The sequence below is a fragment of the Streptomyces sp. NPDC052064 genome, assembly GCF_055585925.1.
In genome coordinates this window covers 297,652-321,976 of record NZ_JBVJJE010000010.1, presented here as the reverse complement: position 1 = coordinate 321,976, position 24,325 = coordinate 297,652, and the positions used below count along the sequence as shown (strand labels likewise).

Annotated in this window: 25 protein-coding genes and 1 pseudogene; 17 read left to right on the top strand and 9 right to left on the bottom strand. The window is 71.3% G+C overall.

Annotated elements, in window-relative coordinates; translation table 11 throughout:
- Nucleotides 1–69: 69 nt before the first annotated feature.
- The 3 genes from ACZ6TU_RS27590 to ACZ6TU_RS27580 all read right to left on the bottom strand — a co-directional run bounded on the left by ACZ6TU_RS27590 (nucleotide 70) and on the right by ACZ6TU_RS27580 (nucleotide 2,542).
- Nucleotides 70–1,104, bottom strand: a complete 1,035-nt coding sequence (locus ACZ6TU_RS27590) for a LacI family DNA-binding transcriptional regulator (protein WP_467676632.1) — start codon at nucleotides 1,102–1,104, stop codon at nucleotides 70–72.
- A gap of 210 nt (nucleotides 1,105–1,314) precedes the next feature.
- A complete protein-coding gene (locus ACZ6TU_RS27585; protein ID WP_059416771.1) occupies nucleotides 1,315–1,521 on the bottom strand; it encodes a DUF5999 family protein in 207 nt (68 codons plus the stop codon).
- A gap of 436 nt (nucleotides 1,522–1,957) precedes the next feature.
- The gene (locus ACZ6TU_RS27580) at nucleotides 1,958–2,542 is read right to left on the bottom strand and encodes a hypothetical protein (protein ID WP_467676630.1); all 585 of its coding nucleotides are present in this window, start codon (nucleotides 2,540–2,542) and stop codon (nucleotides 1,958–1,960) included.
- A 559-nt stretch (nucleotides 2,543–3,101) separates the two neighbouring features.
- On the opposite strand from ACZ6TU_RS27580, the gene ACZ6TU_RS27575 reads away from it, so the two are divergent.
- Together ACZ6TU_RS27575 and ACZ6TU_RS27570 are read left to right on the top strand one after the other, a co-directional pair.
- Entirely contained in the window at nucleotides 3,102–4,601 is a 1,500-nt protein-coding gene (locus ACZ6TU_RS27575) for a glutamate-cysteine ligase family protein (RefSeq protein ID WP_469551792.1), read from the top strand.
- 85 nt (nucleotides 4,602–4,686) lie between these two features.
- Nucleotides 4,687–5,490: a CPBP family intramembrane glutamic endopeptidase gene (locus ACZ6TU_RS27570; protein ID WP_467676696.1), complete on the top strand. Its 804-nt coding sequence runs from the start codon at nucleotides 4,687–4,689 to the stop codon at nucleotides 5,488–5,490.
- Nucleotides 5,491–5,620: 130 nt separating this feature from the next.
- Here the strand turns inward: ACZ6TU_RS27570 and ACZ6TU_RS27565 are convergent.
- Nucleotides 5,621–6,769, bottom strand: a pseudogene (locus ACZ6TU_RS27565) (MFS transporter); the annotation flags it as partial.
- 87 nt (nucleotides 6,770–6,856) lie between these two features.
- Here ACZ6TU_RS27565 and ACZ6TU_RS27560 point away from each other — a divergent pair.
- The gene (locus tag ACZ6TU_RS27560; protein WP_467676625.1) at nucleotides 6,857–7,315 is read left to right on the top strand and encodes a winged helix-turn-helix transcriptional regulator; all 459 of its coding nucleotides are present in this window, start codon (nucleotides 6,857–6,859) and stop codon (nucleotides 7,313–7,315) included.
- Nucleotides 7,316–7,473: 158 nt separating this feature from the next.
- Nucleotides 7,474–8,103: a PadR family transcriptional regulator gene (locus ACZ6TU_RS27555; protein WP_467676623.1), complete on the top strand. Its 630-nt coding sequence runs from the start codon at nucleotides 7,474–7,476 to the stop codon at nucleotides 8,101–8,103.
- Between the two features lie 118 nt (nucleotides 8,104–8,221).
- On the opposite strand, the gene ACZ6TU_RS27550 is transcribed toward ACZ6TU_RS27555, so the two are convergent.
- On the bottom strand, nucleotides 8,222–8,650 hold the full coding sequence (locus ACZ6TU_RS27550; RefSeq protein ID WP_467676621.1) for a type II toxin-antitoxin system Rv0910 family toxin: 429 nt from the start codon (nucleotides 8,648–8,650) through the stop codon (nucleotides 8,222–8,224).
- Nucleotides 8,651–8,873: 223 nt separating this feature from the next.
- Here ACZ6TU_RS27550 and ACZ6TU_RS27545 point away from each other — a divergent pair, with 223 nt between their 5' ends.
- From ACZ6TU_RS27545 to ACZ6TU_RS27535, 3 genes are all read left to right on the top strand, one after another.
- A complete protein-coding gene (locus ACZ6TU_RS27545; RefSeq protein ID WP_467676619.1) occupies nucleotides 8,874–9,473 on the top strand; it encodes a Clp protease N-terminal domain-containing protein in 600 nt (199 codons plus the stop codon).
- 87 nt (nucleotides 9,474–9,560) lie between these two features.
- Nucleotides 9,561–10,583: an EamA family transporter gene (locus tag ACZ6TU_RS27540; RefSeq protein ID WP_469551824.1), complete on the top strand. Its 1,023-nt coding sequence runs from the start codon at nucleotides 9,561–9,563 to the stop codon at nucleotides 10,581–10,583.
- Between the two features lie 230 nt (nucleotides 10,584–10,813).
- A complete protein-coding gene (locus ACZ6TU_RS27535) occupies nucleotides 10,814–11,764 on the top strand; it encodes a DMT family transporter (RefSeq protein ID WP_467676618.1) in 951 nt (316 codons plus the stop codon).
- A 151-nt stretch (nucleotides 11,765–11,915) separates the two neighbouring features.
- Here the strand turns inward: ACZ6TU_RS27535 and ACZ6TU_RS27530 are convergent, their stop codons facing one another.
- The gene (locus ACZ6TU_RS27530; protein WP_469551784.1) at nucleotides 11,916–12,599 is read right to left on the bottom strand and encodes a pyridoxamine 5'-phosphate oxidase family protein; all 684 of its coding nucleotides are present in this window, start codon (nucleotides 12,597–12,599) and stop codon (nucleotides 11,916–11,918) included.
- Between the two features lie 35 nt (nucleotides 12,600–12,634).
- On the opposite strand from ACZ6TU_RS27530, the gene ACZ6TU_RS27525 reads away from it, so the two are divergent.
- On the top strand, nucleotides 12,635–13,966 hold the full coding sequence (locus tag ACZ6TU_RS27525) for an aminotransferase class I/II-fold pyridoxal phosphate-dependent enzyme (RefSeq protein WP_469551781.1): 1,332 nt from the start codon (nucleotides 12,635–12,637) through the stop codon (nucleotides 13,964–13,966).
- A gap of 333 nt (nucleotides 13,967–14,299) precedes the next feature.
- Here ACZ6TU_RS27525 and ACZ6TU_RS27520 read toward each other — a convergent pair whose 3' ends face one another.
- Entirely contained in the window at nucleotides 14,300–15,238 is a 939-nt protein-coding gene (locus tag ACZ6TU_RS27520) for a DMT family transporter (RefSeq protein ID WP_469551777.1), read from the bottom strand.
- A 76-nt stretch (nucleotides 15,239–15,314) separates the two neighbouring features.
- Here ACZ6TU_RS27520 and ACZ6TU_RS27515 point away from each other — a divergent pair, with 76 nt between their 5' ends.
- The gene (locus tag ACZ6TU_RS27515; RefSeq protein WP_467676612.1) at nucleotides 15,315–16,217 is read left to right on the top strand and encodes a LysR family transcriptional regulator; all 903 of its coding nucleotides are present in this window, start codon (nucleotides 15,315–15,317) and stop codon (nucleotides 16,215–16,217) included.
- A gap of 13 nt (nucleotides 16,218–16,230) precedes the next feature.
- Here ACZ6TU_RS27515 and ACZ6TU_RS27510 read toward each other — a convergent pair whose 3' ends face one another.
- Entirely contained in the window at nucleotides 16,231–16,701 is a 471-nt protein-coding gene (locus ACZ6TU_RS27510) for a pyridoxamine 5'-phosphate oxidase family protein (protein WP_467676610.1), read from the bottom strand.
- 132 nt (nucleotides 16,702–16,833) lie between these two features.
- Between ACZ6TU_RS27510 and ACZ6TU_RS27505 the strand changes: the two genes are divergently transcribed.
- On the top strand, nucleotides 16,834–17,484 hold the full coding sequence (locus ACZ6TU_RS27505) for a cysteine hydrolase family protein (protein ID WP_469551774.1): 651 nt from the start codon (nucleotides 16,834–16,836) through the stop codon (nucleotides 17,482–17,484).
- Here the strand turns inward: ACZ6TU_RS27505 and ACZ6TU_RS27500 are convergent.
- A complete protein-coding gene (locus ACZ6TU_RS27500; RefSeq protein ID WP_467676607.1) occupies nucleotides 17,471–17,935 on the bottom strand; it encodes a Rieske (2Fe-2S) protein in 465 nt (154 codons plus the stop codon). The genes ACZ6TU_RS27505 and ACZ6TU_RS27500 overlap by 14 nt on opposite strands.
- Nucleotides 17,936–18,130: 195 nt before the next feature.
- On the opposite strand from ACZ6TU_RS27500, the gene ACZ6TU_RS27495 reads away from it, so the two are divergent.
- The 7 genes from ACZ6TU_RS27495 (at nucleotide 18,131) to ACZ6TU_RS27465 (ending at nucleotide 24,282) form a co-directional block, all read left to right on the top strand.
- Nucleotides 18,131–18,886: a HipA family kinase gene (locus ACZ6TU_RS27495; protein ID WP_467676605.1), complete on the top strand. Its 756-nt coding sequence runs from the start codon at nucleotides 18,131–18,133 to the stop codon at nucleotides 18,884–18,886.
- Nucleotides 18,883–19,296, top strand: a complete 414-nt coding sequence (locus ACZ6TU_RS27490; RefSeq protein ID WP_469551770.1) for a DUF3037 domain-containing protein — start codon at nucleotides 18,883–18,885, stop codon at nucleotides 19,294–19,296. Before ACZ6TU_RS27495 ends, ACZ6TU_RS27490 begins: the two co-directional genes overlap by 4 nt.
- A 277-nt stretch (nucleotides 19,297–19,573) precedes the next feature.
- Nucleotides 19,574–20,335, top strand: coding sequence for a 3-oxoacyl-ACP reductase FabG (gene fabG, locus ACZ6TU_RS27485; protein WP_469551767.1), 762 nt, complete (start codon nucleotides 19,574–19,576; stop codon nucleotides 20,333–20,335).
- 12 nt (nucleotides 20,336–20,347) lie between these two features.
- Entirely contained in the window at nucleotides 20,348–21,106 is a 759-nt protein-coding gene (locus ACZ6TU_RS27480) for an SDR family oxidoreductase (protein ID WP_467676600.1), read from the top strand.
- A 196-nt stretch (nucleotides 21,107–21,302) separates the two neighbouring features.
- Nucleotides 21,303–22,889: an ABC transporter substrate-binding protein gene (locus ACZ6TU_RS27475; protein ID WP_469551763.1), complete on the top strand. Its 1,587-nt coding sequence runs from the start codon at nucleotides 21,303–21,305 to the stop codon at nucleotides 22,887–22,889.
- A gap of 93 nt (nucleotides 22,890–22,982) precedes the next feature.
- Nucleotides 22,983–23,666 (top strand): uracil-DNA glycosylase, encoded by a 684-nt coding sequence (locus tag ACZ6TU_RS27470; RefSeq protein WP_467676596.1) that lies wholly within the window; start codon nucleotides 22,983–22,985, stop codon nucleotides 23,664–23,666.
- A gap of 100 nt (nucleotides 23,667–23,766) precedes the next feature.
- Nucleotides 23,767–24,282: a hypothetical protein gene (locus ACZ6TU_RS27465; RefSeq protein WP_469551760.1), complete on the top strand. Its 516-nt coding sequence runs from the start codon at nucleotides 23,767–23,769 to the stop codon at nucleotides 24,280–24,282.
- Nucleotides 24,283–24,325 lie beyond the last annotated feature (43 nt).

Below are 24,325 nucleotides of genomic sequence, written 5' to 3'. Positions count from 1 at the left end.
ATCGCCCTCGTCGGTGCCGGGCCCGCGGCGCCTCCGGTCGGCTTCCGCTCAGTCGGTCGGGGGAGTTCGTCAGGTTCGCCCCGCCGGAGGCGCCGTGCTGGCCCGGATCACCAGGTCCGTGCCCAGTTCCACTCGCGGTGAGTCGGGCTGCTCGTCGCGGGTGAGTCGGAGGACCGTGCGGACGGCCAGTTTGCCCATGTCGGCCAGGGGCTGGCGGACGGTGGTCAGCGGCGGAGCCGACCAGCGGACCTCCGGAAGGTCGTCGAAACCGACCACGCTCATGTCCTGCGGCACCCGCAGCCCGCGTCGGCGCAGGGCCTCGATCGCGCCGAGTGCCATCTGGTCGCTGGCCGCGAACACGGCGGTCGGCGGCTCGGGCAGGCCGAGCAGGGTGCCGCAGGCGGTGAAGCCGGACTCGGGGCGGAAGTCGCCGGGGACGACGAGGGACGCGTCCATCGCGATGCCGGCGTCTTCCAGAGCCGCGCGGTAGCCGTCCAGCCGGGCCCGGGAGCACAGCAGCCGCGGCGGCCCGGCGATCAGGCCGATCCGGCGGTGGCCGAGGGACAGCAGGTGCTCGGTGGCCGCCATGCCGCCCGACCAGTTGGCGGCACCGATGGTGGGTGCGTCCAGGGCGGGCGAGCCCGCAGGGTCGACGACGACCAGCGGGACGCCGAGAATGCGCAACTCCTCGTGGAGCGTCGGCTCCAGGGCCGAGGTGACGAGGATGACGCCGTCGGAGGCTCGGGCCCGGAGGTTGCGCATCCACTCGCGGGCGTCGCCCGAGCGCCCGTGGATGGCCGACACCACCGTGCCGACCCCGGCCGCGTGCGCGACTTCCTCGACGCCGCGGATGATCTCCACGGCCCAGGGGCTGTCGAGGTTGTTGAAGACAAGGTCGAGCAGGGCCGCGCGGGTGCCCGGGGCCGCGGGGCGCTTGCGGTAGCCGTGCCGGCGCAGCAGGTCCTCCACGCGGGCCCGGGTCCGAGGCGACACGTCGGACCGGCCGTTGACGACCCGGGACACGGTCGGTACGGACACACCGGCCTGCCGGGCGATCTCCGTGATCGTGACCTTGCTCCCGGCCTCGGCCTCACCTGCTGCCACTTGCCCCACCTCCGTCGACGGGTTACCCCGAAACTTCCAGGAGTCTTCCGGAAAACGGGCATCCGTGGGAAGGCGTACCGGCCATGAACGGGACATCGCAGGAGGTGACGGGGAGTGACGGCACCCGGACACGCGTCGGGGCCGGTTCGCAGGATGTCCTGCAGCCGGCCCCTCATGTCTGCGGGCGATACGTCACGCCGCCCGGCGGCCTCAGGCGGCCGTCATCACCTGGCTGGACGCCAGCGGACGGTGCGGGGCGATGACCCTGCCGTCCGGCAGGAGCTCGCCGGTGTCCTCGAAGAGCACCACGCCGTTGCACAGCAGGCTCCAACCCTGCTCCGGGTGGTGCGCCACGAGACGGGCGGATTCCCGGTCGGCGGATTCGGCTGACGGGCACGGAGTCTGGTGCTGGCACATGGGTGGGATCTCTCGCTGTGTCGTGGTGGATGAGATGAGTGAGTCGGCTGAGTCTGCTGTGATGTCTGTTCCGCGGCTTGAAGTGTCGTTCATGGCCGCCCCCCCGTGGTGATAGGTCGTCGGAACCCAGTGTTGCCCTACGGGCGTCGATCCGCAGGGATTTCGCGGCACCGCTTCTCACAGGTTCATGACGCATCACCCGCGCGGACGGTTCATCCCAACTGCACTGTCACTTCGGATGGTTCGCGGTGGCCGAATGGGGCTAGTCCGGTCGGGCGGGCGGTCGATTCCGGCTCGTACGAGCATCCAATAGCTCGTGCGAGCTATTGGATGCTCGTACGAGCGAACTAATAGGTGCTCGTCCGAGCGGAAAGGCGGCAACCCCGTCGTCGAGGAATTCGACGACGGGGCGCGGAGAGCTTCGGGGTGCGGCGCTTCAGGCGGGCGAGCCGAGCAGTCGCGTGGGAGTCACCCGGTGGGTCAGCACCGGGAGCAGTTCGGCGACGCGGTGCGGGCGATGGGCCGCGATGCCGGGAGGGGCGGGGGCCAGTGGGACAAGCAGGTCGGTGGCGGCGGGATGGCCGGCGGCCCCGTCGGCGGTGCAGTCCTCGTGCAGCCAGAGCGTCAGCATGTACAGGCCGGGCACGGACAGCAGGCGGGGCTGGTACGGCTGCGGCATCGTCTCGGCCTGGCGCAGGGCGCGCTCGGTGGAGGCGATGTACGGGCCTTCGAAGAAGCGCGAGAAGGCCCAGCCGTCGGGAGTCAGCATGGTCTCCGCAGCGGCCACCGCACGGTCGCCGCAGCGGATCAGGAAGCGCCACCCGGCCAGCCGGGTGGCCGAGACGCCCTCGGCCGTGACCCGGTCGAGGACGTGGACGGGCAGGGGGAGCTCGGGGGTGGCGGGTCCCTGGGCGCGGAGCAGCGAGGGAGTTCGGGCCTCGCGGACCGCGGTGGGGGAGGAGAGCGCAGTCAGGACGGAACGGAGCGCGGGCGCGGGAGCCGGGGGGACATGCAGCGGCATGGTGGGTCGCCTCTCATTTCAAAGGCACGGTGGCACGAGGGCGGGGCGAGGGCGGACGGCGCTGTCAGCTCACGGGGGTCAGACAGGCAGGGGCCGGGGTCTCAAGAACGAGAGGGGGGTGGGTCCGCCGAACATCGCCTCGACGGCATGACCCATCGACCGTGGGCGCCAACCTTCTGCCTTGTTCGCGGAGTTTATACGACACGGGCTCAGACTGTGTTTCGTCTAGCCGTTTCCGGTGAGTAGAACAAGGGTACATTCGGTCGGCGATACGCGAGAATTATCCCGATTCCGCGCGGAGGTGTGCGGCGATGACCTCGGCGAATGCCCGCGCGGCGGTCGGCCCATTCTCGTCGGCGTTTTTTACGAGTTCGCGCTACCCGAAACCCTGGCCTCTGCGTCATGCCGAGTGAATGTGCCACCGGTCATACGTGACCAGCGTAGCGGTCAGCGGGTCCGTCCGGGACGTTATCGATCGCTTTCGCGGGGCATCCTCCACCTGACCGGGACCCCGGCGGCCGGATCTTCGGCCCCGCACCATCCGAGGAGGGACGCTTCGATGGGGGAGAAGGTCGTGGCAGGCCGGTTCGACCTGTCCGATCGCCAGCGCTACCGCGACAAGCTTCGTCGGTGTCTGACGGGCTTGGAGCGACTCCTGGCGGAGAAGCGGTTCGATCGCCCCAAGAACCTCATGGGGCTGGAGATCGAGTTGAATCTAGCGGGCGCCGACGGCATGCCGAAAATGTTGAACGCGCAAGTCCTGGAACGTATCGCGAGCCGTGATTTCCAAACAGAACTCGCCATGTTTAACCTGGAAGTCAACATTCCCCCACACCGTCTGGGTGGCCGGGTATTCGACCGGCTCGCGGAGGAACTCCGTACGTCACTGGCATATGCCGACCGGAAAGCCGGTGAGGTCGACGCGGGAATCGTGATGATCGGCATTCTGCCGACCCTCGACCGGGACGACCTGGTGTCGTCGAACCTCTCCGACGTCGACCGCTACACCCTCCTCAACGATCAGATCGTGGCCGCCCGGGGCGAGGAGTTCACCCTCGACATCGCCGGCGTGGAGCACCTCAGCTGCACGTCCAAGTCCATCGCGCCGGAGGCCGCCTGTACCTCCGTGCAGCTGCACCTCCAGGTCACCCCGGCGCGCTTCGCCGACGTGTGGAACGCGGCCCAGGCGGTCGCCGCCGCGCAGATCGCCGTCGGCGCCAACTCGCCCTTCCTCTTCGGCCGTGAGCTGTGGCGCGAGTCGCGGCCCCCGCTGTTCCAGCAGTCCACCGACACCCGGCCGCCCGAACTCCAGGCCCAGGGCGTCCGGCCGCGCACCTGGTTCGGGGAGCGCTGGATCACCTCGGCGCACGACCTGTTCGAGGAGAACCTGCGCTACTACCCGGCGCTGCTGCCGATCTGCGACGACGAGGACCCGCTGGAGGTGCTCGACCAGGGCGGCGTACCGACCCTCGCCGAGCTAGTCCTGCACAACGGCACGGTCTACCGCTGGAACCGTCCGGTCTACGGCATCGCCGACGGCGTCCCCCACCTGCGCGTGGAGAACCGCGTCCTGCCCGCCGGGCCCACCGTCATCGACGTCGTCGCCAACGCCGCGTTCTACTACGGCCTCATCCGGGCCCTCGCCGAGGAGGCCCGGCCGGTGTGGGCCCGGCTGCCGTTCGAGGCGGCCGCCGCCAACTTCGACGCCGCGTGCAAGGACGGCATCGACGCCCGCTTCACCTGGCCCCGGCGCGGCCGCTACGGCGGCACCACGCAGGTCGACGCGGTGAGCCTGGTCCGCGACGAACTGCTGCCGCTCGCCGAGGCCGGGCTGGAGGCGTGGGGCGTGGAGCCGGCCGACCGCGATCTGTACCTGGGTGTGATCGAGGAGCGGTGCCGGCGGAGGGTGAACGGCGCGAGCTGGCAGGTGGCGACCTTCCACAAGGCGCTGGACGCGGGCCACCCGAGGGAGGCCGCGCTGGCCGCCACGACCCGGCGCTATCGCGAGCTGATGCACAAGGGGGAGCCGGTGCACACCTGGCCCGTGGGGCTGCCGTAGCGGGTGCCGTTGGGTTGAGGCGCCGCGGGGCTGACATCCTGCTGGCTTCATACTGATCCGACAGGTCGGTGAAGTGGAGGCAGGTGTGCAGGCGGAGGCGAGCCCGGTGGCCGACGATTCCCTTCCCCAGCAGCGGCTCTCGCGGCGGATGCTCCGCGACGAGACGCTGCTCGTGCTGGCACTCTCGCTGGGGGCGAGCGGAGTCTCCGCCCTGATCAGCTTCGTCGGCTCGGTCACCAAGCCCGGCGGGCTGAGGGACCAGGCGGCCACGATGAACGCCTCGGCCGCGCCCGGCCGTCCCTGGCTCGACCTGGCCTGGCAGCTCTTCGGGATCACCACCGCGCTCGTGCCCGTCGTACTCGTCGCGCACTTCCTGCTGCGCGAGGGTGCGGGCCTGCGCGCCCTCGGCTTCGACCGCACCCGGCCCTGGCCCGACCTCGGCCGCGGGGCGGCGATCGCGGCGGTCATCGGCAGCACCGGGATCGCCTTCTACCTGGCAGCCCGCGGCCTCGGCTTCAACCTCACCGTGGTGCCCGAGGCGCTGCCCGATGTGTGGTGGAAGTACCCCGTGCTGATCCTCTCGGCGATCCAGAACGCGGTGCTCGAGGAAGTGATCGTCGTCGGCTACCTGCTGCGCCGCCTCGGCCGGCTGGGCTGGACGCCGATGGCCGCGCTGGCGGGCAGCTCGGTCCTGCGCGGCTCGTACCACCTCTACCAGGGCATCGGCGGCTTCATCGGCAACATGGTCATGGGCGTGGTCTTCGTCTACCTGTACCGCCGCTGGGGTCGGGTGGGCCCGCTGGTGGTGGCCCACTCGCTGCTCGACATCGGTGCCTTCGTGGGATACGCCCTGCTGGCGGGCAAGGTCGGGTGGCTGCCGACGGCGTGAGACCCGGGGGAGGGGTCGCGTCAGGCCGGCAGCTCGCCCTCGATGACGGTGACCGCCCTGCCGGTCGGCAGGGGTGGTCACCGCGCAGCTCCGTGCGGACGCGGCCGGAGCGGGGTGAGGCCTGGAGGCCGGGTAGTCGCCTGTCGGTCGCCCAGACGGCCAGCGCGCAGGCCGCGAATCCGGCACCGAGGAGACCGGAGCCCGCCCAGCCGTGGGCGGTGAAGAGGGCGGTGGTCGCGGCCGCGCCGAGGGCGGAGCCGAGTGAGTAGAAGACCATGTAGCCGCCGATGACGCTGCTGACGCGCTCCGGATACGCGGCGGTGAGCAGGTGCTGGTTGCTCACGTGCGCCGCCTGGACCGCGAAGTCGAGAACCACGATTCCGGCGGTGAGGAGCCACAGTGACCACGGCAGCTGCGTGATCGCCGCCCACGAGAGGATGAGCAGGGCGAGCGCGAGACCGGTGACCGGGGCCGCCCGCCCCGCGTCCGCCCACCGTCCCGCGCGTGCCGCGCCGAGTGCGCCGGCGAGTCCGGCGATGCCGAACAGTCCGATCTGGCTCTCGCTCAGCTGCCACGGCGTGTCCGCCAGTGGCAGGGACAGTCCGCTCCACAGGGTGCCGAACGATGCGAACACGAAGAACGCGATGAGCCCGCGCGTCAGGAACGTACGCTGCCCGAACAGTCCGCCGAGCGAAACGACTACCTGCCTGTATCCAGCGGGTGGGTCGAGGCGCTCCTCTGACGGCAGTGTCACGAGGACGAGGGCTGCGAGCCCGAGTGACACCACCGCGAGCACGGCATAGACGCTCCGCCAGCCCCACACCTCGGCGAGGGTGCCGGTGACGACCCGCGCGCCCAGGATGCCGACCACGACGCCCGAGGTCACGGCGCCGATGCTCCGCCCGCGTTCGCCAGGCGGCGAGAGCGACGCGGCGTAGGCCACCGTGGTCTGCACCACGACCGCGAACACCCCAGCCGCCGCGAGCCCCACGAGCGCCACCCACGCGGCTGACGCCGAGGCCGTGAGGATCATGCCCGCTGCGGTGATCGCCAGGTGCGCGGCGATGAGTCGGCGCCTGTCGACCACATCGCCGAGCGGCACCAGCAGCACCAGCCCTGCCAGATAGCCGAACTGGCCGGTCGCGACGATCCACCCGGTGAGTTCTGCCGACACACCGAGATCGCGTCCCATCGGCTCCAGAACCGGCTGCGCGGCATAGATGCTCGCTACAGCGACACCGCACACCACCGCGAGCAGTAACCGCCGCCACACGTCCATCGCGCCCCCATCCTGATCAGTAGCATTTTGCAACCGATTTGAACGTACGGCAGGATGGTTTCAATCCGCAACTCATTGGGAGGCGCCATGTCGCGCACGGCCACGGGTGGCCCGGGCCCTGACTGGACGGACCCCGACTGCCCCGTCGCCCGAACGCTCGACCTCGTCGGCGACAGGTGGAGCCTTCTCGTCATCCGCGACGCGATGGACGGGGCGCGATCGTTCACCGAGTTCCAGCGACGGACCGGCATCGCCCGCAACATCCTCACGGACCGCCTCCGCAAGCTCACCGCCCACGGGCTTCTCGTCCAGCGCACCGCGCCTTCGGGCCGCCGTCGGGAATACGTACTCACCGGCGCCGGTCGCGACCTCTTCCCGGTCATCGTCACCCTGCGGCAGTGGGGGGAACGGCATGCCTTCGCCCCCGGCGAGGCTCACTCCGCCCTTGTCGACCAGCACGGCACCCCTGTGCCGGAGATCGTGCCGACCGGCGCCGACGGCACCCTCCTCGGTGCAGACACCACCCACGTGCAGAAGATCCGATAGGGCTCACCGTGTTGTCCCGTCTCGAGTGATCTGGCCTCGGACCTGTGAAGGTCCATGACGACGCCCTGCTCGCCCGATCCTGGTCTTGCCATGCGAACAGTACCGATATATCGTTGAAACATCGCGACAGATCAACGATGGAATGGAGAGTGTTTGCGATGCGTACTCACGGATTCGAGCACGGGCATGGCCACGGTGGACCGCGTCAGGGCGGCCGGGGCGGTTTCGAGGGGCTGCGTGCGGCCTTCGGGCCCTTCGGGCCGGGCGGCCCCGGCTGGGGCGGGCCCGGTGGTCCGGGTTTCGGTCCCGGACCCTGGGGCGGACGAGGGCGCGGCGGACCGAGGGGGAGGGCGCGGCGCGGTGACGTACGCGCCTCGATCCTGGCCCTGCTGAAGGACCGGCCGATGCACGGCTACGAGATGATCCAGGAGATCGCCGAACGCAGCGGCGGGGCATGGAAGCCCAGTCCCGGCTCGGTGTACCCCACCCTCCAACTGCTGGAGGACGAGGGGCTGATCGCGAGTGAGTCCGAGGGGGGCAAGAAGCTGTTCTCGCTCACCGAGGCGGGCCGCACCGCGGCCGAAGAGGGGCCCGAGGCACCCTGGGAGGAGGCCTCCCGCGGGGTCGACTGGGAGGCTCTCGGCGAGATCCGCCAGGCCGGCTTCGGCCTCATGGAGGCCTTCGGTCAGGTCTGGAAGACCGGCAGCAAGGAGCAGCGGGAGAAGGCGCTCGGAGTCATCAACGAAGCCCGCAAGAAGCTGTACCTGATTCTCGCCGACGAGGACTGACGAGGACCGACGAGGACCGAGGATCGAGCGTCGTCCGGGTACGGCGCTGAGCAGGCGCCCGTGGAGTGATCCACGGGCGCCTCGGCTTGTTCCGGATGTGACCCCGGTGCCCGGGGATTCAGGTCATCAGGCCGTCCAGCTTGCGCAGCGACTCGTTCAGGGCGGCCGTGGCCGAGTCCTTGAGCTTGCCCGCCATCAGCGACACCGTCGCGCCCGTGAACTCACCGTCGATGCGGACCGTCGTCGCGTCGCCGTCGGGCGTGAGGGTGTAGCGCGTCGCGACGGTCACGCCCATCGGGCCCTTGCCGCGGATGGCGAGCACCCGGGCCGGTTCCAGTGCCTCGACGGTCCACTCCACCTCGGCCGGGAAGTTCATGAGCCGCATGTTCTCGTGGAAGGTCGCGCCCACTTCGAGGGGGTCGGGGCCGCCCGCCGGGAAGTTCGTGTGGGTCGCGTTCCACTCGCCGTACGCGGACCAGTCCGTGAGCCTGGCCCACGCCTTCTCGGCCGGCGCCCCGATGCGTGCTTCCGCGCTGACTTCGGCCATGCGACCACCTCTTCACGTCGGGCTGGGTGTCGCGGAACGTAGCCGCGGCGGCCGCAATGTTCAATACTGATGAACCGTCAGGCGCGTTGGAGCCGCCCGGTGAAACAGCCTGATGTCCTCCGTAAGGAGGAGATTCCGGTCCGCGATGTCCACTTCCTGTGGGACGCGAAAATGGTTCCCTCCGAGGATGACCCGGCCCCTCGGGACTGATGGGGTAGGGGATGTGCAACCCCGTATCCACCGCCAGTCGGCCCATGAGCACGGCATCCACCGCGCGGAGAACGATGCCAGGCTCAGTGACGAGCTGGCATCGGTGATCACCGGTGCCCGCCGGAGGGCGGTCAGGGACGCGGACCGGCAGATCGACACGGCCCATCTGCTCCACTCGCTGCTGGAGTCCGACCCCGAGGCGCGTGCCGTCTTCGGCGACGGGCCGCAGATCGCGCGACTGCTCGCCTACCTCGTCCAGCGCAGCATCGGTTACGGACTGCGCTGGCAGAGCGGCGTCGAGGACTCCGGCGCCGTCCCCGTCGTGACGGAGATCGCGGGCTTCTCGCCGCTGGCCGCGGCCTCGATGGAGTACGCCCGCGCCCGCGCCGCGCGGCACGGCGGACCAGCCCGCGGCGTCGACCTGCTCGCGGCGATCGTCGTCGACTCGCAGGCGCGCGCGGTCGAGGTGCTCCACCGCGCCGGGATCGACCCGCGCGACGTGCTCGCCCGGCTCGACGGCTGGGCCGAGCGCCCTAGGGGAAGCGCCGCCTGCTCTCAGGAGGGCGTCGACCGGTCTCAGGGGTGCGTCAGAGGCAGCGAAGGCGCTTACTGAGCTGTCCTTTGCGGAGCCGCTTTCTCGCGTCCAGGCAGTGGGACAGGTGCCATAGGGGGTGACGCTCCTGTCATGGCCTGTCATCATGTGCCGGTGCGTACGTCTGACAGCAGCCCCAGCAGCCCCAGCAGCCCCAGTAGGCACGGCAAGGGCTTGGGTCTCGGCCTCGCGCTCCTGTCCGCGGTCGCCTTCGGCGGATCCGGTGTCGCGGCCAAGCCGCTGATCGAGGCGGGCCTGGAGCCGCTGCACGTGGTGTGGCTGCGCGTGGCCGGGGCGGCCCTGGTGATGCTGCCGCTCGCCGTGCGCCACCGCGCGCTGTTGCGCCGCCGCCCCGGACTGCTCGCCGGGTTCGGGCTGCTGGCCGTCGCCGGTGTCCAGGCCTGCTACTTCGCGGCGCTCTCCCGTATCCCCGTCGGGGTGGCGCTGCTCATCGAGTACCTGGCGCCCGCCCTGGTGCTGGGCTGGGTGCGGTTCGTGCAGCGGCGGCCCGTGACGCGCGCGGCAGCGGTCGGTGTCGTCCTCGCGGTCGGCGGGCTCGCGTGCGTCGTCGAGGTGTGGTCGGGGCTCGGCTTCGACGCCCTGGGGCTGCTGCTTGCACTCGGCGCGGCTTGCTGCCAGGTCGGCTACTTCGTCCTTTCCGACCAGGGCAGCGAGGCCGGGGACGAGGCACCCGACCCGCTCGGCGTCATCGCCTACGGACTGCTTGTCGGCGCGGCCGTGCTGACGGTCATCGCCCGGCCCTGGAACATGGACTGGTCCGTGCTCACGGGCACGGCGCGCATGGACGGCACGCCCGTCGCCGCGATCGCTCTGCTGGCCTGGATCGTCCTCGTCGCCACGGTCGTCGCGTACGTCACCGGTGTGCTCGCCGTGCGCCGGCTCTCCCCGCAGGTCGCCGGTGTCGTGGCCTGTCTCGAAGCGGTCATCGCCACCGTCCTGGCCTGGATCCTGCTGGGCGAGCACCTGTCGGCGCCGCAACTCGCCGGTGGCGCGATCGTGCTGGTGGGCGCGTTCATCGCACAGTCCTCGACGCCCTCGAAGGGCTCCGAACAGCCGGTGGCGAGCGGCGGCCCGGAAAGGAAATTGTCCCGGCCCGGCAGGGCCGCATAGGGTGCCGATCATGCCTTCGAACGCACTCGTTCTTCCGCCTCCGGCCGCCTGAGGCGGGCCACTCCGGAAACCGCGCCCGGCGTGTCACTGCCGGGCCGAACGGTGCTGCCCGCAGACGAAGTCCGCGGACCCCGCTGATCCGATTCTGATCCGGGGCCCTTCCCGAACTTCCGCGCACCAGCGGCCGCCGATTCCGCGCGGCGCGCCGTGCGCGTCTGCGGAGAGAACACGTGTCGAACGCTGCCTCCGGCCTGCCCGTAGGGCGAGGCCTCCTCTACCTGATCGTCGCCGGTGCCGCCTGGGGCACCGCGGGCGCGGCCGCCTCACTGGTCTACCAGGCCAGTGACATGGGTCCCGTCGCCCTCTCCTTCTGGCGCTGCGCCGCCGGACTCGTGCTGCTGCTCGCGGTTCGCCTCGTCCGGCCGCGCGCCGGGACCGCCGTGCGGGAGCCACTGGGCCGCCGGGCGCTGCGAGCCGGGATCACCGGAATCGGGCTCGCGGTGTTCCAGACGGCCTACTTCGCGGCCGTCTCCGCCACCGGCCTCGCCGTCGCCACGGTCGTCACCCTGGGCGCCGGGCCCGTGCTCATCGCGCTCGGCGCCCGGCTGACGCTCGCCGAGCGCCTCGGCTGGGGCGGAACCGCCGCTGTCGCGGGCGCCCTCACCGGGCTCGCGGTCCTGGTCCTCGGCGGCGGGGGCACGACCGTGCGCCCGTGGGGTGTGCTGCTCGCCTTGCTGTCCGCGGCCGGGTACAGCGTGATGACGCTGCTCATCCGACGGTGGGGCCGCGACGGCGAGGCCGACGCCTCCCGGACGACCGTCGGGGCCTTCGCCGTCACGAGCCTGTGCCTGTTGCCGTTCGCCCTGGCCGAGGGGCTGCTGCCGCACACCGAGGAACCCGGCCGGGTCCTGGTCCTGCTGGCGTATGTCGCCGCCGTTCCCACCGCCCTCGCCTACGGCCTCTACTTCGCGGGCGCGGCCGTCGTACGGTCGGCCACCGTCTCGGTGATCATGCTGCTGGAGCCGGTGAGCGCGGCGGTGCTCGCCGTCGTCCTGCTCGGCGAGCACCTCACGGCGGCGACGCTGGCCGGCACGTTGCTGATGCTGGGCTCGGTCGCGGGGCTCGCGGTGGGGGAGGCGCGGGGTGCGAGGGCGTCCGAGGAGTCGGTGATGCTCGTGTGACGACGGACGGGGAGCTGCCGATCGCCGGCGGCTGCGGGCCGTCCGTGGCTGCTCGCTCCCCCGAGTTCTCGGCTTCGCTCGAACTCGGGGGACCACCATCGCGGCGGAGCCGCATATCAGCGCAGCCCCCGCCCTCCTGAGGGCCGTGGCTTCACAGGGACTTCAGGTACTTCGGCATGTCGGTGCCGGGCGTCAGGTCGACGTCGGGGATCGGCGTGCCGTAGGTCCGCCGGACCGGGACCACACCCGCCCAGTGCGGCAGGTCGAGGTCCTCCGGGTCGTCGTTGACGCCGCCGGTGCGGAGCTTGGCGGAGACCTCGTTCAGGTCCAGGCGGATCACGGCGGTGGCGGCCAGCTCCTTCTTGTTGGCGGGCCGGGAGTCGGCGGAACGGCCCGGCACGACGTGCTCGACCAGGGCGTCCAGGGCCTGCCGCTTCTCCTCGGGGTCCGTCACGTCGTGGGCGACGCCGTGCACCACCACGGAGCGGTAGTTGATCGAGTGGTGGAAGGCCGAGCGGGCCAGGACCAGTCCGTCGACGTGCGTGACGGTCAGGCAGACCGGGAGACCCGGGTCGGCCTGGCCGGCCGCCCGCAGCGGGCGCGAGCCTGTCGAACCGTGCACATAGAGCCGCTCGCCGACCCGGGCGTACAGCGTGGGCAGCACGACCGGGGCGCCGTCGCGGACGAAGCCCAAATGGCAGACGTAGGCCTCGTCGAGTATCGAGTGCACCAGTTCCCTGTCGTACGAGGCCCGGTCCGGCGCGCGGGTGGGGACGGTGCGGTCGGTGGGGGCGTAGGCGGCGGGTTGCGACGGCGGCTGCGGGGTCCCCTGCATGGCGATCTCCGTTGTACTAGTGCATAATCACTTTTGTGCTAGGAGAGTATCGGATCAGCGGGCGTCGCGCAGCGGACATCTCCGCGAGCATCGAACGGGCGGTGGGGAGCGGTGAGCTGCGGCCGGGCGAACTGCTTCCGCCCATGAGGGAATTGGCGGAGCGACTGGGAGTGAATCCCAACACGGTCGCGGCCGCGTACCGGACCCTGCGCGAGCGCGGGGTCATCGAGACCGCGGGCCGGCGCGGCAGCCGGGTGCGGCCCGCGCCGGCCACGACCGGGCGGGACCACATCAGGGTCGACGTCCCCGAAGGCGTGCGCGACGTGTCCAGCGGCAATCCGGATCCGGCTCTGCTGCCGGCTCTCGCGCAGGCGTTCGCAGCGGCGGCCGCCGAGGCCGACCGCGCTCCGGTCCTGTACGGCGAGGTGCCGGTGGACCCCGAGCTGGCCCGGATCGCCCGGGACGGGTTCGACGCCGACGGGGTGCCGGAAGGGCCGCTCGCCGTGGTCTCCGGAGCGCTCGACGCCGTGGAGCGGGTCCTGGCGGCCCACCTCAAGCCCGGCGACACCGTCGCCGTCGAGGACCCCGGCTGGAGCAGGATCCTCGACCTCGTTCCGGCGCTCGGACTGCGGACCGTCCCCGTCGGCCTCGACGACGAGGGGCCGTATGTCGACGACGTGCGGCGGGCGCTGGAGGCCGGGGCGCGTGCGCTGATCGTCACGGACCGGGCGCACAACCCGACCGGCGCCGCGGTGAGCGCCGCACGCGCGCGTGCCCTGCGATCCGTGCTCCAGGAGTACCCGGAGACCCTGCTCATCGAGGACGACCACGGGCACGGCATCGTCGACGTGCCTCTCCGTCCGCTGGCCGGAGCCACCCGGCACTGGGCGTTCGTGCGTTCGGCCGCCAAGGCCTACGGACCCGATCTGCGCCTCGCCCTGCTCACCGGGGACGCCGTCACCGTCGACCGGGTCCGCGGTCGGCAGCGGCTCGGGCCCGGCTGGGTGAGCCGGCTGATGCAGCGGGCGTTGGTGCGGCTGTTGGCCGACGGGGCGGTGGACACGCGTGCGGTGACGGCGGCGTACGGCAGGCGCCGGGACGCGCTGATCGGCGCCCTCGGCCGGCGCGGTGTGGTGGCGCGGGGGCGCAGCGGTATGAACGTGTGGGTGCCCGTGCCGGACGAGACCGGCGCCGTCGCCCGACTGCTGCACGCCGGCTGGGCCGTCGCCCCCGGCGCACGCTTCCGGCTGAGCGCACCGCCCGGCATCCGGGTCACCGTCTCGACGCTCGCCGAGGACGAGACCGAGGCGCTGGCCGACGCGATCGCCTCGGCCCTGGGACCGGCGCCGGCGCGGAGTTACGTCTGAGGCTTCCCGGCCCCTGGCCGTGGCGCCCGCAGCCACTACGTCTGCGGCGTCCGCGAACCGGCCACGTCCGATGGGTCGGCGGAGCCGCTGTGCCCGATGCGTTCGCCGGACCTCCGGGTCTGAGGGGGCGGCCGGAGCCGCTATGTGCGAGGTGTTCGCCGGACCTCCGAGGGATCGGCCGGACCTCGCCATGTCCGAGGCGTTCACCCCTCGACCGAGGATGCCGCCGGACCCGCCAGGTCCGAGGTGTCGGCCGCCCCGCACCGTCCGAGGCCCTGGCCGGGCCAGACCGTGCCCTGGCGGATTCCTACGCCAGATGCCCTTGCCCTGCCTCTACGCCCGAGCCTTCGGCCGGACCTGCGTAAGCGCCGCGCCGATCAGGACGATCACCGCTCCGACCGGCGTCGACCAGGTGAGCGACTCGCCGAGGAGCGCGACGCCCGCGGCCGTGGCGATGACCGGAATGAAGTACGTGACCATCTGGGCGGTCGTCGGACCGACCTCGGCGACCAAGCCGTACTGGAGGAGGACGGCGAGGCCCGTGCCCAGTGCGCCCAGGGCGGCGACCGCCAGCAGCGGCCCGACGGGCAGGCTCGTGGGCAGGGTCGTGAACAGCGGGGTGACGACGGCCAGTTGGGCCGTCGCGAGCAGCAGCTGCGCGCCGGTCATCGACAGATGCGAGTGGCTGGTGCCGGCCAGGGTGCGGCGGACGTAGATCCAGCCGATCGGGTAGCTGAGGGAGGCCAGCAGGGCCAGCGCCGTCCCGGTGACGTCCAGGCCGTGGAAGCCCTGCCAGGCGCCCAGCACCGTGAGCACCCCGAGGAAGCCGAGCCCGAGCCCGGCGATCCGCACCCGCGTCGGGCGGTCCTCCGACAGGGCGACCAGCGACAGCGCCATGCCCCACAGCGGCGAGGTCGCGTTGCAGATGCCCGCCAGCGTGGACGGGATGGTCAGTTCGGCGTACGCGAACAGCGAGAACGGCAGGGCGTTGAGCAGGAGTGCGACGACCGTCAGATGCCCCCAGGTGCGGGCCCCGCGCGGCAGTCGCTCGCGGCGCACCGCCATGGCCGCGGCCAGCACCGCCGTACCGAACACCAGCCGTCCGAGCGTGACTTGGAACGGCGCGTATCCCTCGGTGCCCACCTTGATGAGGAGGAAGCTGAAGCCCCAGATCAGGGACAGGGCGGCGAAGCGGAGGCGCCAGTCGAGGCGGGGCCCGGGCCGGTCGCCCGAGGGGGTGGTGACCCGGCTGGGCGTGGTGACGGTGCTCATGGAAAACCACGATGCCGGGCAAGAACCTCGTAGCACAACCGAGATTTCGCACGCTGTATTGCGTAGCATTGCTTACATGTTGAATCTGGAGCGGCTGCGTGCCCTCGATGCCCTCGCCCGGCACGGCTCGGTCAGCGGCGCGGCCGAGGGGCTGCACATCACGACGTCCGCCGTCTCCCAGCAGATGTCCAAGCTGGAGCGGGAGGTCGGCCAGCAGCTCCTCGCCAAGAACGGCCGGGGTGTGCGGCTCACCGACGCGGGCCGGCTGCTCGCCGAGCACGCCGCCCGCATCCTGTCCCAGGTCGAACTCGCCCAGTCCGATCTGGAGGCGCAGCGCGGGCGGGTCGTCGGCGAGCTCAGACTGTCGGCGTTCCCGACGGCCGCGCGCGGCCTGTTCCCGCACGCGCTGTCCGCGCTGCGCGAGGAACACCCCGCACTCCGGCTGCGCTCCTGCGAGCTCGAACCGGAGCACGGCATCGCCGGAGTCGTGCGCGGTGACCTCGACCTCGCCGTGGTGCTCGACTGGTACAACAAACCGATGGCGCTGCCCGACGGCCTGGTCAAGGCGTCGATCCTGGACGACCCGGCCGAGGTCGCCATGCCCGTGGACCACCGGCTCGCCGGGCGCGACGAAGTGGACCTCACCGAGTTCGCCGACGACGAGTGGATCACCTGGGGCGAGGGCGAGTTCTGCCACGAGTGGCTGATGTTCACGCTCCGCTCCAAGGGGGTCGAGCCGATCGTCGGCCACCGCGCCGCCGAGAACCACACGCAGCTCGCGCTGGTCGCCGCGGGCCTCGGGGTGTGCGTCGCCCCGCTGCTCGGCCGCCACCCCGTGCCCGCCGGGGTCGTGACCGTCCCCCTCAAGCAGCGGGTCCGGCGGCATGTCTACGTCGTCTGGCGCGCGGACGCCGACCGCCGCCCGTCGATCCGGGCAGCGGTGAAGGCCCTGCGGGCGGCGGGGGAGAGCGTCGGCTGAGCCCTTCGCGGGCCTACCGCGCCCCCAGCTTGCGGAAGTCCCACGAGACGATCTTCTGCGGCGTCAGCCGCAGCCAGGCGTGCCGGCCGTCGTGCGGCATCTCCTCCAGTCCGAAGTTCTTCCGCGCGAACAGCGTCTCAGGGACGTCGAGTTCGGCGCGCAGCTCGCCCGTGCGCGGGATCTCGCCCACGAACTCGACGGCGCCCGACAACTCGGCGCCGCGCAGCTCGTCGTACTCCTCGCCGGTGTCGACCACGATCGCCACGCGCGGGTCGCGCCGCAGGTCGGTCCACCGCTTGCTGCGGACGACCGAGTACAGCCACATCGAGGTGCCGTCCCAGGCGAACCACAGCGTGCTCACGTGCGGAGCGCCGTCCGCCGACACCGTGGCGACCCGGCAGGTGCGCTGCGTGCTCAGGAAGTCGTCCAGCTCGCCCGGCGTCATCATGATCTTCCGGCCCCGGCGCTGCTGCGTGGCGGTCATGCTCCCCCTCTTTCTCCCACGTCGTGCCAGAGGAGATCCTCTGACATCACGTCAGAAAAGGATGAGTGCTCTTCCGTCCGTGCGCAACGGTGGCTACGCTCGCCCGCCCAGCCGCCGGCGACAGGGGGAACCGTGCCCTCGTACGAAGCGCTCAGCGAACTCCTCGATCCGGCGGCCACCGTGCTGCTCACCGTCGAGTGCCAGGAGGGCGTCGTCGGTGAGGAGAGCGCCCTGCCCGAACTGGCCGAAGAAGCACGCGCCGGCGGGATGCTCGCCAACGTCGCCCGCCTGGTGGCCGCCGCCCACGCGGGCGGTGTCCAGGTCGTCCACGCCGTCGCCGAGCGCCGTCCCGACGGCCGCGGCGCGAGCCGCAACGCCCGCCTCTTCCGCGCCGCCGAACGCCTGCCCGTCCAGCAACTGTCCGGCACTCCGGCGGTGCGGGTGGCCGCCCCGATCGAGGTCGCCGAGCAGGACCTCGTCGTACGGCGGCTGCACGGGCTGTCGCCCCTGCAGGGCACCGACGTCGATCCGCTGCTGCGCAACCTGGGCTGCCGCACGCTGATCGTCACCGGGGTCTCGGCCAACGTGGCGATACCCAACGCCGTGTTCGACGCCGTGAACCGCGGCTACACCGCCGTCGTCCCGGCGGACGCCATCGCGGGGGTGCCCTCCGACTACACCCCCGCGGTGATCCGCCACACCCTCGCGTTGGTCGCCACGGTCGCGACCACGGACGAGGTGCTGGCGTGTCTGGAGCGCCCGCGTGGGATCAGGCGAGCGTGATGGAGTCGCCGTTCACGCTGATCTGCTTCGCCTCCAGCGGTTCCACCGCCGGCCCCTTCTTCACGCTGCCGTCGAGGACGGAGAACTGACTGCCGTGGCAGGTGCAGGAGATGATGTCGTCCTTGAGGTCCACCATCGGACAGTCGCGGTGGGTGCAGATCGTCGAGAACGCCTTGTAATCGCCCGCCGCCGGCTGGGAGACCACGACCTTCTCGTCCTTGAAGATCTTGCCGCTGCCCTCCGGGATGTCGGAGGTCTTGGCGAGCGCCGCACCACCGGCTCCCTCGTTCGTCGCGCCGCTGCCCCCGGTGCCCTGTTCGGTGGACGAGCCGGACGCCTTGTCCTCCGATCCGCACGCCGTCAGCGCCACGGTGAGCCCTGCCGCGCCCGCCGCCGCCACGAGCGTGCGGCGGCTCGGTCCCGACTTCGGCTGAACTGATTCGCTGGTCATGCTGAGGTCCTTCCGGGGATTCGTGATCTGCCGAGAGGTACGGCCCCTGGGGACCGGCTGTTCAGACAATGCCGAAATCCTGACTGGTTCGCGGAAGGACATGGGTAAAGCGGAGCTGTCGGTTCGCTGTCGGGTTCCGGGCCGCCGCCGCGAGGCCGTCGCCGGTGGTCCCGTGTGCGTCAGTAACCTGGGGCGATGCTCAAGGAAGTGATCGCGACCCGTTTCATCGCGCCGCTGCGCGAGGGCGGTTCGCTGCCGGGACTCGTCGAGGCCGACGACTTCGGGACCTATGTCCTGAAGTTCACCGGCGCGGGACAGGGGCGCAAGACGCTCGTCGCCGAGGTGGTCTGCGGAGAACTCGCCCGCCGGCTGCAGCTGCGGATGCCACGCCTGGTCACGGTCGAGCTCGACGCGGAACTGGGGCTCGGCGAACCCGACCAGGAGGTGCAGAGCCTGCTCAGGTCCAGCGGCGGCACCAACCTCGGCATGGACTTCCTCTCCGGCGCGCTCGGCTTCGACCCGCTCGCCTTCTCGGTGAGTCCCGAGGAGGCCGGGCGGATCGTCTGGTTCGACGCGCTGGTCAACAACGTCGACCGGTCCTGGCGCAACCCCAACCTGCTGATGTGGCGGGGTGAGCTGTGGCTCGTCGACCACGGGGCGACCATGATCTGGCACCACAACTGGCCCGGCGCGGAGGCCTCCGCGGCCCGCCCGTACGACGCCTCCGACCATGCCCTGGCGCCCTTCGCGCCCGATGTCGCCGCCGCCGCGGCCGAGTTGGCGCCCCGGGTCACCGAGGAACTGCTCGCCGACGTCACCGCGCAGATCCCGGACGCCTGGCTGACGGGTGAGCCCGGCTTCGATACGCCCGACGACCTGAGGCGGGCCTACGCGCGGCCGCTGCTCGCACGGGCCGCCGTCATCCACGACCGCATCCAGGGGATCAAGTGAGCGACCGGCACATCATCAAGGGTGGGACGCGGGACCGCCAGATCTACGAGTACGCCGTCCTGCGCGTCGTCCCGCGCGTCGAGCGCGGCGAGTGCATCAACGCCGGGGTGCTCGTCTACTGCCGCGCCGAGTCCTACGTCGGCGCCCGCACCCACCTCGACGAGGCCCGCCTGCTGGCCCTCGACCCCCAGGCCGACGTGGCCGGCGTCCGCGCCGCGCTCCGGGCCGTGGAGGACATGTGCGCAGGCGGCCCCGCGGCCGGCCAGGCAGCGGACGACACCCCCGGCCGCCGCTTCCGCTGGCTCGTCGCCCCTCGCTCGACGATCGTCCAGCCCGGCCCCGTCCACACCGGCCTGACCACGGACCCGGCGTCGGAGACGGAGCGGCTGCTGGACCTGCTGGTGCGATGACCGCCCCGACGGCGCATGGAGCGCCTGCTTTCCGGTTCCGGGTGGTTCGCGCTTCGACGCCAGGTGTCCTCGGATGCGGCGCGCAGCCGTAGGCCGATCGGGTGGCCGGACAGGGGGCGTCGGGGCCAGGGCGAGGGGCGAGCGTGTCCCGGCGCGCATCGTGGGCCGCGGGTAATGGATCACATGCCGAGCCCGGCCGTTGACACCGCGTGCCAGGGCTTCTAGCGTCACATCCACTGAAGGTACTAAGCGGTCGCTCACCTGAGGAGAAGCAGTCATGTCCACCACTGAGCAGCGGGTCGCCGTCGTCACCGGTGCCGCGCGCGGGATCGGCGCCGCCACCGCCGTACGACTGGCCGCCGAGGGCCGCGCGGTCGCCGTGATCGACCTCGACGAGGCGGCCTGCAAGGACACCGTCGAGAAGATCACCGCCGCCGGCGGCAAGGCCGTCGCGGTCGGCTGTGACGTCTCGGACGAGGCGCAGGTCGAGGCGGCCGTCGCCCGGATCGTCGAGGAGCTCGGCGCGCCGACGATCCTGGTCAACAACGCCGGCGTGCTGCGCGACAACCTGCTGTTCAAGATGAGCGTCTCCGACTGGGACACCGTCATGAACGTGCACCTGCGCGGCGCCTTCCTGATGTCCAAGGCCTGCCAGAAGCACATGGTGGACGCGGGATTCGGCCGGATCGTCAACCTGTCGTCGTCCTCGGCGCTGGGCAACCGCGGGCAGGTCAACTACTCGGCCGCCAAGGCCGGGCTCCAGGGCTTCACCAAGACCCTCGCCAAGGAGCTCGGCAAGTTCGGCGTCACCGCCAACGCCGTCGCCCCCGGCTTCATCGCCACCGAGATGACCAAGGCCACCGCCGACCGCGTCGGCATGGGCTTCGAGGACTTCAAGGCCGCCGCCGCCACCCAGATCCCGGTGGCGCGCGTCGGTGAGCCGGAGGACATCGCCAACGCCATCGCCTTCTTCACGGGCGAGGCGGCCGGGTTCGTCTCCGGCCAGGTGCTGTACGTGGCCGGCGGACCGCTCGACTAAGGGACGGCAGACATGACTTCCGTGGAACTCTCCGGCAAGGCCGCACTCGTCACGGGCGCCAGTCGCGGCATCGGCTACGGCGTCGCCGAGGCGCTCGTCGCACGCGGCGACCGTGTGTGCATCACCGGCCGCAACGAGGACGCCCTCAAGGAGGCCGTCGAACAGCTCGGCGCAGACCGCGTGATCTACGTGGCGGGCAAGGCGCACGACGAGGCCCACCAGGCCGTCGCCGTCGAACGCGCGATGGAGGCCTTCGGCCGCCTCGACTTCCTGGTCAACAACGCCGGCACGAACCCCGTGTTCGGGCCGATCGCCGACCTCGACCTGAACGTCGCCCGCAAGGTCTTCGAGACCAACGTCGTCTCGGCGCTGGGCTTCGCCCAGAAGACCTGGCACGCCTGGCAGAAGGACAACGGCGGCGCAATCGTCAACATCGCCTCCGTCGCCGGCCTCTCGCCCTCGCCCTTCATCGGCGCGTACGGCATCAGCAAGGCGGCGATGATCAACCTGACCTTGCAGCTCGCGCACGAGTACGCGCCCAAGGTGCGGGTCAACGCGATCGCTCCGGCCGTGGTGAAGACGAAGTTCGCCCAGGCCCTGTACGAGGGCCGGGAGGAGGAGGCTGCCGCGGCCTACCCGCTCGGTCGGCTCGGCGTGCCCTCCGACATCGGCGGCGCGGCCGCGTTCCTCACCTCCGAGCAGTCCGACTGGGTCACCGGCCAGACGCTCGTCGTGGACGGCGGCATCTTCCTCAACGCCGGCACGGGCTGACGCCGACGCGTACGCGGCTCGGCACGGGCGCCCCTTCGGACAGGCGGCGCCCGTGCGGCGTAAAGGCATGGCAAAGGGCGATGACAACGTCGTCAAAGGTTTAACGATCAAGGAGTCATGTCCCGGGGTGGGTCAGCGGGCACGGCACTGCGGTATGGTCTGCCGACCTTGGTATGGCAGATCGAGGAGCGTGCGCGTGTTCAACCGGAACCGATGCCTGCGGCGGGTGGCGGCCATCGCGTCCATATCGTCCCTGGTCGCCGGATGCGGCGTGCTGTCGTCCGACACTCCGGAGGACGAGGGGCCGATCGTCGTGGGCACCACCAGTGCCCCCAGCACGCTGGACCCTGCCGCCTCCTGGGACAGCTCCTGGGAGCTGTTCCGCAACATCTACCAGACACTCCTGAGCTATCCGACCGGCACGAGCGAGCCCCAGCCGGACGCCGCCGAGCAGTGCGGCTTCAGCGACTCCTCGAACCAGGTGTACCGCTGCGAGCTGCGCGAGGGCCTGAAGTTCTCCAACGGCGACGCCCTCGACGCCCAGGCCGTGAAGTACTCGTTCGACCGGATCCGCAAGATCAACGTCAACGGTGGCCCCGCCGGTCTGCTCGGCAGCCTCGAACGCGTCCAGGCGCCGAACGACCGCGAGGTGATCTTCCACCTCAACAAGCCCGACGCGACCTTCCCGTTCGTGCTCGCCACGCCCGCCATGTCGATCGTCTCCCCGGACGCCTACCCGAGGAACTCCCTGCGCAAGGGCAGCGGCGTTGTCGGCTCCGGGCCGTACGCCCTCGACTCGTACGACGAGGGCAAGGAGGCCGTCCTCGTCCGCAACGACGGCTACAAGGGCTACGCGGAGCGCCGGAACGACGCCGTGACCATCCGCTACTTCCAGGACTCCGGCACCATGGTCAAGGCCCTGCGGGACGAGCAGATCGACGTGACCTACCGCGGTCTGGGCGCCGGTGACGTGGTCGACCTCCAGAGCAAGTCCTCCAAGGAGGAGGAGATCCAGCTCGTCGAGGGCACCGGCACCGACATCAACTACCTGGTGTTCAACCCGAAGGACTCCTGGGCGAACAAGAAGGCCGTGCGCCAGGCCATCGCGCAGGTCGTCGACCGGGCGGCGATCGCCCACAAGGTCTACAAGGACACCGTCGACCCGCTGTACTCCATGGTCCCCAAGGGCCTCACCGGTCACACGACGGGCTTCTTCGACGACTACGGCGACCCGGACGTCGCCAAGGCCCGCAAGATCCTCACCGGCGCGGGCATCGACCAGCGGGTCCCGCTCACCTTCTGGTACACGAGCGACCGCTACGGCTCCGAGACCGCCGCGGAGTTCAAGGAGCTGAAGCGCCAGCTCGAGGGCTCCGGCCTGTTCTCGATCACCCTCAAGAGCCGCCCCTGGAAGACGTACGTCGAGGGCTACCAGAAGGGCCAGTACCCGGTGTTCGGGCGTGGCTGGTTCCCCGACTTCCCCGACGCCGAGAACTTCATCGCGCCGTTCGTCGGCGAGCAGAACGCCCTCGGTACGCCGTACCCGGCTCCCGAGATCACCGGCGACCTGCTGCCCCGCTCGCGTCGCGAGAGCGACCGAGCGAACGTGGAGAAGGAGTTCGAGGAGGCCCAGCGGATCCTCGTGGACGACGCGCGGCTGCTGCCGCTGTGGCAGGGCAGGCAGTACGTGGCGGCGAGCCGGGACGTCTCGGGCGCGGAGCGCGCCCTGGACCCGTCGACGATCATGATGCTGTGGGAGCTGCACCGCAAGACCGCCTGGTAGGCGGAGGGAGCGTTCCCGGTCCCGGGCACGTTGTCAGTGGTCGCCTGTAGGTTCTGTGGCCTGGAAGTGACCGCACATCGTGAGGACGTTGACGTGACCGACATCGCCATGCTGCCCGAGTCCTGGCGCGGGGTTCTGGGCGACGAACTGCAGCAGCCCTACTTCAAGGAGCTGACGGAGTTCGTCGAGGAGGAGCGGGCGAAGGGTCCCGTCCATCCGCCGCGCGAGGAGGTCTTCGCCGCGCTGGACGCCACGCCGTACGAGGGGGTGAAGGTCCTGATCCTCGGGCAGGACCCGTACCACGGCGAGGGGCAGGGGCACGGGCTGTGCTTCTCGGTCCGGCCCGGTGTGCGGATCCCGCCGTCCCTGCGGAACATCTACAAGGAGATGCACGAGGAACTGGGCACCCCGGTCCCGGACAACGGCTATCTGATGCCGTGGGCCGAGCAGGGCGTCCTGCTGCTCAACGCGGTGCTCACGGTCCGCGGCGGCGAGGCCAACTCGCACAAGGGCCGGGGCTGGGAGAGGTTCACCGACGCGGTCATCCGCGCGGTGGCCGGCCGGCCCGACCCGGCGGTGTTCGTGCTGTGGGGGAACTACGCGCAGAAGAAGCTCCCGCTGATCGACGAGTCGCGGCATGTGGTGGTCAAGGGCGCGCATCCGTCGCCGCTGTCGGCGAAGAAGTTCTTCGGCTCGCGTCCGTTCACGCAGATCAACGCGGCGGTGGCGGCGCAGGGGCACGAGCCGATCGACTGGACGATTCCGAACCTGGGCTGACGGTAGCCGACGCCCCGGCGACGTACGGAGCGGCCTCAGCTGGTTCCTCCCGGCCTGCGGTTAGCGTCGGGAGGAACAGCGGGCGAGTGGTGCGGAGGGCGTGGCCGTGGAGCGACAGGGACAGGCGGCGCCGGATGCCGTGCCGACGCGGATCGGGCAGGTCGTCATGCTGTACCACGCCGGCGACCGGGAGGAGGCCCGGCAGCGGTTCCTTGACCTGTGGGCCGAGATCGGGGAACACGGCGACCCGCTGCACCGCTGCACCCTCGCCCACTACCTGGCCGACACGCAGGACGATCCCGGTGACGAACTGGCCTGGGACCTGCGCGCGTTGACGGCGGCGGACGAGATCACCGACGCCGGGTCCACCTCGGAGGAGGAGGTGCTCGCGGTACGCGCGTTCTACCCCTCCCTGCACCTGAACCTGGCCGCCGACTACGACAGACTCGGCCACCGCGACGCCGCCCGCGCACACCTGCGGCGGGCCCGGGGAGCGGCCACCGCCCTCACCGACGACCCCTACGGCGAGGGCGTCCGGGCGGCCATCAGACGACTGGAGTCCCGGCTGGGCGAGGACGGCGGGGGGACGTGGCCACCGCCGAGGCAGCGGCCGTAGCGCCGGGACGGGGCGGGGGTCACTCGGAACAAGGGCGCCGGGG

What these genes read in the sequence shown, in the direction of transcription:
- ACZ6TU_RS27555 (WP_467676623.1), top strand. Translation starts at nt 7,474, where the DNA reads ATGCGTACTCACGGATTCGAGCACGGGCATGGCCACGGTGGACCGCGT.
- ACZ6TU_RS27495 (WP_467676605.1), top strand. Translation starts at nt 18,131, where the DNA reads ATGCTCAAGGAAGTGATCGCGACCCGTTTCATCGCGCCGCTGCGCGAG.
- ACZ6TU_RS27515 (WP_467676612.1), top strand. Translation starts at nt 15,315, where the DNA reads ATGTTGAATCTGGAGCGGCTGCGTGCCCTCGATGCCCTCGCCCGGCAC.
- ACZ6TU_RS27580 (WP_467676630.1), bottom strand. Translation starts at nt 2,542, where the DNA reads ATGCCGCTGCATGTCCCCCCGGCTCCCGCGCCCGCGCTCCGTTCCGTC.
- ACZ6TU_RS27520 (WP_469551777.1), bottom strand. Translation starts at nt 15,238, where the DNA reads ATGAGCACCGTCACCACGCCCAGCCGGGTCACCACCCCCTCGGGCGAC.
- ACZ6TU_RS27530 (WP_469551784.1), bottom strand. Translation starts at nt 12,599, where the DNA reads ATGCAGGGGACCCCGCAGCCGCCGTCGCAACCCGCCGCCTACGCCCCC.
- ACZ6TU_RS27510 (WP_467676610.1), bottom strand. Translation starts at nt 16,701, where the DNA reads ATGACCGCCACGCAGCAGCGCCGGGGCCGGAAGATCATGATGACGCCG.
- ACZ6TU_RS27560 (WP_467676625.1), top strand. Translation starts at nt 6,857, where the DNA reads ATGTCGCGCACGGCCACGGGTGGCCCGGGCCCTGACTGGACGGACCCC.
- ACZ6TU_RS27550 (WP_467676621.1), bottom strand. Translation starts at nt 8,650, where the DNA reads ATGGCCGAAGTCAGCGCGGAAGCACGCATCGGGGCGCCGGCCGAGAAG.
- fabG (WP_469551767.1), top strand. Translation starts at nt 19,574, where the DNA reads ATGTCCACCACTGAGCAGCGGGTCGCCGTCGTCACCGGTGCCGCGCGC.
- ACZ6TU_RS27500 (WP_467676607.1), bottom strand. Translation starts at nt 17,935, where the DNA reads ATGACCAGCGAATCAGTTCAGCCGAAGTCGGGACCGAGCCGCCGCACG.
- ACZ6TU_RS27585 (WP_059416771.1), bottom strand. Translation starts at nt 1,521, where the DNA reads ATGTGCCAGCACCAGACTCCGTGCCCGTCAGCCGAATCCGCCGACCGG.
- ACZ6TU_RS27480 (WP_467676600.1), top strand. Translation starts at nt 20,348, where the DNA reads ATGACTTCCGTGGAACTCTCCGGCAAGGCCGCACTCGTCACGGGCGCC.
- ACZ6TU_RS27575 (WP_469551792.1), top strand. Translation starts at nt 3,102, where the DNA reads ATGGGGGAGAAGGTCGTGGCAGGCCGGTTCGACCTGTCCGATCGCCAG.